An 8,200-nucleotide genomic window follows, 5' to 3' on the forward strand; every position below is an offset into this window, starting at 1 on the left:
CAACCCCCGTTCCAGCAGCGCGACGCCCGCTACCGCGACGGCCGCGGCCGCGTCCACGGCGGCGCCGCGCTGCTGGAACGGGGGTTGGACCTGGAACTCCACCACGACGACTGGGCGAGCACGCTGGTGCATCTGGTCCGGCTTTGAGGCACTGGGTGACGTTGCTCTGCCTCAGGGGCGCGGGGCTCTGCTGATTCGCGGCTCCGCCGCCCTGGCACGGAGCAACCACCGTAGGAGGGTCACTGCCACGGCACGCCCGCAGCACGGGTGTACGTCCAACCCTGTGCCTGCCAGAGCCGCGTCTGAGCCGCCAGGCGAATGCTGAAGTCGCTCCACGAGCGCAACCGCTGTGGCGTCCAGGCGACCTCCGCCAGGGCCGGGAGGCGAGGGAGGGCCATCAGCTGAAGCTGCTGCGGCGTGCCGAGGGTCTCCGTCCACAGGAAGGCCTCGACGCCGGCGACCGAGCCGGCGGGCGTGCCGGGGAGGTAGGTGTCCGGGTTCCAGTCGTACGACTGCTCGACGCCGACGAAGCCGGCCCAGTCCAGGCCGAGCGAGGTCGAGGCGTCGTACTTCTGGTCCAGGTACGCGTGGTCCGCCGGGGACATCAGCAGCTTGGAGCCGTGCCGCGCGGCGGCGGTGACGTCGGTGACGACCTCGCTGGTCATCTGGTTCTGCGGGTGCCAGACCTGGAGCAGGTCCGGCCGGTCGGCCGCGGCCTCGTCCCAGGCGACGACCTGCTTGCCGTGGGCTCGCCCGACGGCGATCGCACGCCGCATGAACGCCTGGTAGTCCGCCGGCGCGAGCGTCTTGGTCTCGTCGCCGCCGAGGTGGATCAGCGGGCCCGGGGTCAGCTCCGCGACGGCCGCGACGACGTCGTCGACGAAGCGGTACGTCGACTCCTTGCTCGTGCAGACGCGGCTGAAGCCGACGCCGATACCCGTGTAGGGCACGGCCGTCGGGTCGCCGGGGCAGGCGAGCTCGGGGTAGGAGACGATCGCGGCGTTGGTGTGGCCGGGCAGGTCGAGCTCCGGGACCACGGTGACGTGGCGCGCCGCGGCGTACCGCACGATCGCGCGGTAGTCGGCCGCGGTGTAGGAGCCGCCCGGACCGCCGCCGACCTCGGTGCCCGCACCGACCGAGGTGAGCCGCGGGCGGCTGCTCACGGCGATACGCCAACCCTGGTCGTCGGTGAGGTGCAGGTGCAGGTGGTTGAACTTGTACAGCGCCATCTCGTCGATGTACTGCTCGACCTGGGCCACGGTGAAGAAGTGCCGCGCGACGTCCAACCCGGCACCACGGTAGGCATAGCGGGGACTGTCGTCGATCTGCAGGGACTGGACAGTGCTCGATCGCCCGTCAACAACCAGGAGTTGACGCAGCGTCTGCCCGCCGTAGAAGAGCCCGGCGCCGTCCCGCGCGGTGATCAGGACGCCGGACGAACCGGAGGTGAGCCTGTAGCCCTCCGGGCGGGTGCCGGCGGCGGGGTCGAGCCGGAAGGTGATCCCCGAGCCGGAGCCTCCTGCCGTCGGCAGGTGCAGCTGGACCGCCACCACGCTCGCCGCGGCCTGGGCGTCCGCGCCGCCCTTGGCACGGACGGGCGTGGACGCGGTGACGGTGAAGCTCCCGCCCGAGCCGGCCGTCACGACGTCGGGCAGCGGCACGATCGTGATCGCCCTGGCCTTGCTGACGGCGGGACCGTCCGAACAGCCCGCAACCAGTGCCATCAGCGCGGCCGCCGCTCCCGCGACGGCCGCACGGCCGACTCTCCGCCCCCTGCTCCGGTTCATGGGGACCATGGTGCACATGGTCTGGACCAATGGCAATCAGCCCGTGTATTCCTTGAGGCAGAGTGCGAAGTCGTTGCCCGGCTCGGTGTGGGTGTACGACGTCGTGAAGTCGCTCGGGCAGCCGGTGGTGGAGGTGGTGCCGGTGATCCGCTTCTCGACCAGGTACGTCCCACTCGCGCAGGTCACGATCTGCAGGTCAGGACTGCTGTCGGTGCCGTAGTTCTTGACGCAGTCACCCACGGAGGCGTTGTTGCCGTCACCGAGGCTCCCCGGATCCGAGGAGGTGGCCGTCGGCGTGTCCGTTGGGGCCGAGGTGTCGCTGGGCTGGTCCGTCGGCAGATCCGTCGGGGAGTCCGACACCACCGGGACGCCGCCACCGTCGGAGGTGTCCGTGCTGCTGCCGCTCGCCAGACCGGCGATGACCAGCACCACCACCGCCAGGATCGCGACCGCGGGCACCAGGAAGCCGGCCGCCTGCGGGCGCTGCATCAGCGGTTTGCCCGGGTCCATCGGCGGACCCTGCCGGTAGGCCGGCTCGGGCAGCGCCTTGATCTTGTTGTAGGAGACCAGGTTGATGAGCAGGGTGATCGGCGTGATGAACGCGGAGCCGATGCCCCACCAGCCCTGCCACAGTGTCTGGCCCGACATGTCGCGGACGGCCGCGGTGCCGCAGGTGCGGCAGAAGGGGCCCCGCAGCGACCGGAAGGTCATCAGCCAGATCATGCCCCGGTGGGCCCGCACGGTGACGTCCACCGCCGGGGAGCCGCCGCAGAAGCGGCAGTTCAGCCCGTTCGGCTGGGACCAGCCGGCCTGACCCATCGGCGCCTGCTGGCCCATGGGCGGCTGGTCCATCGGCTGGCCGTACGGCGGCGCCATCCCGGGCTGCTGCGGGAAGCCGTAGCCGCCCTGCTGCGGGATCGCGTCACCGTACGGGTTCTGCGGCTGCGGCTGCCCGTAGGGGTTGGGCTGGCCGTACGGGTCGGGCTGGCCGTACGGATTCGGCGCGCCGTACGGGTTTCCGGGCGGCGGCTGCGGCGGAGTGGCCACGGAGGAGTCCCCCATCGAACGATCTGAACCGTGCCGATCTGACGCACGGACAGGGCGGACTTTATCTGCTCCTTACTCCACTCCGCCGACCGCCCCCGCCTAGTGGGACGGCACCGCGGCCACCGGCCGCTCGGCCTCCTCGTACATCCGGGCGATCACGTCCTCGATCTCCGGTTCCCGCACGGAGAGGTCCCGCAGCTCGTACCGCGCGGCCAGCTCCGCGACCAGCGGCGCCGCGCTGGCCGAGGCGGGGAAGGCGAGCCACTGCCGGGTGCCCTCGCACCGCACCACGCGAGCGCCCGGCAGCTCGACCGGCGGCAGCTCGCGCTCCAGCTCCACCACCAACGTCCGCTCGCTGCGGCCCTGTTCGTGCAGGCCGTCGAGCCCGCCGTCGTAGACGACGCGGCCGTGGTCGATCACCATGACGCGCGAGCAGAGCTGCTCGATGTCGGTGAGGTCGTGGGTGGTCAGCAGCACCGTCGTGCCCAGGTCCGCGTTGACCCTGGCCAGGAACTCGCGGACGCGGCGCTTGCTGACCACGTCCAGGCCGATGGTCGGCTCGTCCAGGTAGAGCACCTCCGGTTCGTGCAGCAGGGCCGCGGCGATGTCGCCGCGCATCCGCTGGCCGAGCGAGAGCTGACGCACGGGCACGTCCAGCAGGGGTGCCAGCTCCAGCAGTTCGACGCAGCGGTCGAGGTTGCGGGTGTAGGTCGCATCCGGGATCCGGTAGATGCGGCGGGCGAGCTCGTAGGAGTCGCGCAGCGGCAGGTCCCACCACAGGGTGGTGCGCTGTCCGAAGACGACGCCCATGCGCTGCGCCAGCCGCACCCGGTCGCGCACCGGGTCCGCCCCGGCCACCCGCAGTCGGCCGGTGCTGGGCAGCAGGATGCCGGTCAGCATCTTGACGGTGGTGGACTTGCCGGCCCCGTTGGGCCCGATGTAACCGACCATCTCGCCGCGGCGGACGGTGAAGTCGAGCCCGGCGACGGCGTGGACCTCCTCCCGGGTGCGCCGGAACCGCCCGGCCCGCCGTCGCACCACGAAGCTCTTGGTGACGCCCTCGACCTCGATCAGCGTCTCGTTCATGGTGAGAACTCCCTTCTGTGACGACATGTCAACTCCCGGTGCTGCGGTAGGAACGGACGCCGGTGCGCCAGAGCAGTCCGGCGGCGGCGACGCAGAGCAGCGCCGCGACCGGGGAGGCGAAGCGGAACCAGGAGGGAAGCCCCAACGGGTCGTTGCGGCCCAACAGGTAGAGCGCCGGCAGCCAGTTGACGAAGGCCAGCGGCACGCCGAAGACGGTGCCGCGGACGATGTCCCTGGCGTAGATCGTCGGCGGGTACTGCAGCATGGTTGCTCCGCCGTAGGTGAAGGAGTTCTGCACCTCCGCGGCGTCGGCCATGAAGAAGTGGAAGGCCGAGCCGCCGACAAAGACCGAGCCGAAGATCAGCGTCCCGCTGAGCAGCAGCGAGACGAAGACGAGCGCCTTCAGCGGCGTCCAGGCCAGGTCCAGCTGCACCAGCGACCAGACGAGCACCGCGCCGGACTGCGCCACCCGACCGATCCGGCGCAGCGCGAAGCGGTCCCCGGCCAGCTGCGCGAGCGCAGGGACGGGCCGGACCAGGATCGTGTCGACCGACCCCTCCCGCACCCGCACACCCAACTGGTCCAGACTGCCGACGAAGAGGTCGGCCAACCCCAGGGTCAGGCCGGAGGTTCCGTACAGGAAGGCGACCTGCGGCAGACTCCAACCGCCGAGCGCGTGGGTGTGCAGGAACATCACGATGATGATCACGAAGTCCATGCCCGAGGCGCCGAGGTTGCCGAGCATGGTCATCCAGAACGAGGCCGGGTAGGCCAGCGCGGCCCGGATCCACATCCGCACGATGTGCCCGTAACAGCGCAGCGCGTGCAGCGCCTCAGCCACCCTGCACCACCACCTTCAGCACCGCGCGGGACTGCACCAACCGGCCGAGCCCCAGCAGCACCACCGCCCAGGCGACCTGCACGCCGAGCGCGGCCAAGGTCCCTGTCGCGTCGTAGCGCTGGAGGAAGACGTCGGCCGGGACCTGGAAGACGGCGACGAAGGGCAGCGCCCGCGCGACCGCCTCCAGCAACGGCGGGAAGGTGGTGATCGGGAGGAAGAAGCCGCTGAAGAAGCAGGAGACGAGGTAGTAGACGAGCTGGACGCCGCGCAGGTCCAGCAGCCAGAAGCCGGTGAGCGCGATCAGGTGGCGCATGGCGTAGCTGACGAGGAGGGCCAGCAGCAGGGCGACGGCGGTCGCCGCCCAGGTCGCGACCGTGGCCGCGGCCGTTCCCTGGGGCAGTCGCAGGTGGAAGAAGAGTCCGCCGACGAGCATCGGCACGAGAGCGTTGGTCAGCAGCTGGTAGCCAGCCCGGCCGGCGTCGACGGCGAGCCACCAGCGCTGCTGGTCGACGGGGCGGAACAGGTCGACGGCGACGTCGCCGTTGGCGATCCGGGTCTGCAGGTCGGACAGCGCCCCGAGGTCGTTGATCGCGAGGACCGAGAGCAGGCCCTGCCCGATCCAGACGTAGGTGAGCGCCGCGGACAGGTCGTAGCCGCCCAGGTGCGGGCGGACCTGCCACAGGGCGAGGTAGGTGTAGCTGAGGATGAAGCCGAAGACGGTGTTGGTGAACACCCGCGCCCCGGTGGCGGCGCGGTAGGTGGAGTAGCGCCGGAAGCTGCGGAGACAGACTGCGGCGTACATCACACTCCTCTCTGTACGACTCTTCGTGGGCACCTGGCGTCATCGCCTCTGACCTGCGACGGAGCACGCTCGCCGGCCACAGATGTCGACTTGTCGACAGGCATGCCGACACTCCCGCGACATTGCGCGGGAACGCCGAAATGGCCCCGTTCGTCGACACCCGGGGGGTGTCACGAAGGGGCTGACGCCATCGCTGTTCGGTTGTGCTGACCAGGGTAGCGAAGGCAAGGCGCGGAGTGTCACAGCCCCGCCACAAACGTGCTGCAAGCGGGCTAGGACATTCGCCCACCACCGGACAATCCGGCACAGTAGACAAGAATGCCCCGATTGGGGCGTTTAACGATCACGTAGACGCGTAAAGACGAGCCACCGGAGCACCACTTTCATGGGCAGCAGCAACAAGGGCATGGACGATCCGGACAGCCTGGCCAATCCCATGACCGGTGGCACCCTCGAAGCCGAGGACCGGGCCGAAGGAGGCGGAATGGGCGCCAGTGGGCGCGATCGGCGACGTGCCAAGAAGGCGGCGCGGAAGGCGAGGCGCAGGGCGCTCCCCTGGTACCGCCGGATCATCCCCACCTGGCGGATGGCCCTCGGCACCGTACTGACGGCCGTGGTGCTCGGCGTCGGCGCCTTCGTCGGCATCTACCTCTACGTGGAGCCGCCGAACGCCAACGCGGCGGCCGTGGCCCAGGCCAACGTCTACTACTACTCCGACGGCAAGACCGTGATCGGGCAGACGGGCCAGATGAACCGCATCATCGTCCCGCTCGACCAGATCTCCCCGCAGATGCAGCACGCGGCCGTCTCCGCCGAGGACCGCACCTTCTACTCGAACCAGGGCGTCAGCCTCACCGGCATGGCCCGCGCCGCCTGGGACACCGTGCGCGGCCAGGGCGTGCAGGGCGGTTCCACCATCACGCAGCAGTACGTGAAGAACTACTACCTGAACCAGGACCAGACGGTCAGCCGCAAGGTGAAGGAGTTCTTCATCTCGCTCAAGGTCGACCGGACCGAGTCCAAGAGCGACATCCTGGCCGGGTACCTGAACACCTCCTACTTCGGCCGCAACGCCTACGGCGTGCAGGCTGCCGCGCAGGCCTACTTCGGCATCAACGCTTCGCAGTTGAACGCCGAGCAGAGCTCCTACCTGGCCGCGCTGCTGCAGGCGCCCAGCGCCTACGACGTCGCCACCGCCACCGCGGCCGGCAAGCAGGCCGCGACGGACCGCTGGAACTACGTCCTGGACGGCATGGCCAAGCTCGGCTACCTCAGCCCGCAGCAGCGGGCCGAGGCGAAGTTCCCCACCATCAAGCCGGTCGCCCCGGTCCGGGGCCTGGCCGGCCAGGCCGGGTACCTGGTCGACATCGCCGACAACTACCTGTTCAGCAACGGCGTCATGACCCGCGACGAACTGGCCCAGGGCGGCTGGAAGATCGTCACCACCTTCGACAAGGGCGACCAGAGCGCCCTCGCCTCCTCGGTGAAGAGCGAGTTGGACACCCTGAAGCCCAACTCGGCCAAGGCCAAGGACATCCGCGCCGGCGCCGCGTCCGTGCAGCCGTCCAGCGGCAAGGTGGTCGCCGCCTACGGCGGGCCCGACTACGTGACCCAGCCCTACAACGACGCGCTGCGCACCGACATCACCGAGGGCTCGACCTTCAAGGCCTTCGACCTCGCGGCGGCGCTGGCGAACAAGTCGACCACGCAGGACGGCCGGCTGATCACCCCCTACACGACCTACGACGGCACCAGCGGCCGCCAGGTCGTCGGCCTGCCGCCGAACGTCGCGTCCTACAACCCGCCTAACGAGGACAACGTCAACTACGGCCAGATCACCGTGAGTACGGCCATGGCCAAGTCGGTCAACTCCGTCTTCGCCCAGCTGGCCGCGGACGTCGGCCTGGACAAGGTCCGGGCGGCCGCGATCGCGGCGGGCCTGCCCTCGGACACGCCGGGCATGAGCGCCTCGAACGCCTCGGTCGCGCTGGGCACCTCCTCGCCGAACGCGATCCAACTGGCGGGCGCGTACGCGACGTTCGCCAACCATGGGGTCCAGATCGACCCGTGGTCGGTGCAGTCGGTCACCCACGAGGGCGAGTCGAAGTCGATGCCGCAGCACACCTCGAAGCAGGCCTTCGACCGCAGCGTCGCCGACACCGTCACCCAGGTGCTGCAGGGCGTCATCAACAACGGCACCGGCTACACGGCGCAGGCCCTGGGCCGCGACGCGGCGGGCAAGACCGGCACCACGGACGAGAACAAGTCCGCCTGGTTCGCCGGGTACAACCCGCAGTTGTCCACCGCCGTCGGCCTGTTCGCCCAGGTGGGCGACAGCCAGCGGATCTCGCTCGGATCCGCGGCCGGCATCAGCCGCGTCAACGGCGGCTCCTTCCCGACGCAGATCTGGACCAACTACATGGAGCAGGCCCTCTCCGGCCTGCCGGACGTGAGCTTCGACCTGCAGACGGGCAGCTACTACACCCCGCCGACCACCGCTCCGTCGGTCGCCCCGACCCCGAGCACGACGACGCCGGTCAACCCGACGCCGACCACTACGCCGAGCCAGAACCCGACGTTCCCGACCACGCAGCCGTCGACCCCGGTCACGACTCCCCCGACCACCCCACAGCACCC

Annotated in this window: 7 protein-coding genes; 2 read left to right on the top strand and 5 right to left on the bottom strand. The window is 70.2% G+C overall.

Features of this window, described 5'->3' with window-relative positions; genetic code table 11:
- On the top strand, window positions 1–147 hold a 147-nt coding region (locus tag DN069_RS43055; RefSeq protein WP_165845777.1), incomplete at its 5' end, for a GH36 C-terminal domain-containing protein.
- A 92-nt stretch (window positions 148–239) separates the two neighbouring features.
- Here DN069_RS43055 and DN069_RS34965 read toward each other — a convergent pair.
- From DN069_RS34965 to DN069_RS34985, 5 genes are all read right to left on the bottom strand, one after another.
- Window positions 240–1,787 (bottom strand): family 20 glycosylhydrolase, encoded by a 1,548-nt coding sequence (locus DN069_RS34965; protein ID WP_165845778.1) that lies wholly within the window; start codon window positions 1,785–1,787, stop codon window positions 240–242.
- Window positions 1,788–1,823: 36 nt separating this feature from the next.
- A complete protein-coding gene (locus tag DN069_RS41130; RefSeq protein WP_111507275.1) occupies window positions 1,824–2,849 on the bottom strand; it encodes an LppU/SCO3897 family protein in 1,026 nt (341 codons plus the stop codon).
- A gap of 84 nt (window positions 2,850–2,933) precedes the next feature.
- Entirely contained in the window at window positions 2,934–3,920 is a 987-nt protein-coding gene (locus DN069_RS34975; RefSeq protein ID WP_341538526.1) for an ABC transporter ATP-binding protein, read from the bottom strand.
- A 28-nt stretch (window positions 3,921–3,948) separates the two neighbouring features.
- Window positions 3,949–4,713, bottom strand: a complete 765-nt coding sequence (locus tag DN069_RS34980; RefSeq protein WP_111507279.1) for an ABC transporter permease — start codon at window positions 4,711–4,713, stop codon at window positions 3,949–3,951.
- 40 nt (window positions 4,714–4,753) lie between these two features.
- Window positions 4,754–5,563 carry an ABC transporter permease gene (locus DN069_RS34985; protein ID WP_111507277.1) on the bottom strand — a complete coding sequence of 270 codons (810 nt, stop codon included), beginning with the start codon at window positions 5,561–5,563 and terminating at the stop codon, window positions 4,754–4,756.
- Between the two features lie 385 nt (window positions 5,564–5,948).
- On the opposite strand from DN069_RS34985, the gene DN069_RS34990 reads away from it, so the two are divergent.
- A partial coding sequence (locus tag DN069_RS34990; protein WP_111507278.1) for a transglycosylase domain-containing protein occupies window positions 5,949–8,200 on the top strand: 2,252 nt, incomplete at its 3' end.

It is taken from the genome of Streptacidiphilus pinicola (assembly GCF_003258295.1).
GTDB lineage: Bacteria > Actinomycetota > Actinomycetes > Streptomycetales > Streptomycetaceae > Streptacidiphilus > Streptacidiphilus pinicola.